Annotated in this window: 1 protein-coding gene; it reads left to right on the top strand. The window is 65.8% G+C overall.

Going from position 1 to position 240, the window contains the following annotated elements:
* Window positions 1-240: hypothetical protein (locus KVT38_RS34125; RefSeq protein WP_217598131.1), on the top strand; the 240-nt coding region annotated here is incomplete at both ends.

Genomic DNA, 240 nt, shown 5'->3' with positions numbered 1-240 from the left:
AGCGCAATACGGAGCACGTCAAGCTCACGCAGGGGCTTCTGTACTACTCCGGCGTCCACGAGGAATCCGAGCTGGAGGCCCGTCTGATCGCGCCGACGGGAGAGACGCCGGAGGGCGGCCCCGACATGTTCGAGGTGCTGGACGAGGCCCTCGACTTCCGTGCCATGTCCGACGTCGACGAGGACGGCCTGTATGCGTTCCTCGACGTCGAAGAGCCGCAGGAGCTGTTGCGCATCCAGC

The sequence above is a fragment of the Cohnella sp. GbtcB17 genome (assembly GCF_019091135.1).
Lineage (GTDB): Bacteria > Bacillota > Bacilli > Paenibacillales > Paenibacillaceae > Cohnella.
This window is presented reverse-complemented; position numbering and strand designations above follow the sequence as displayed.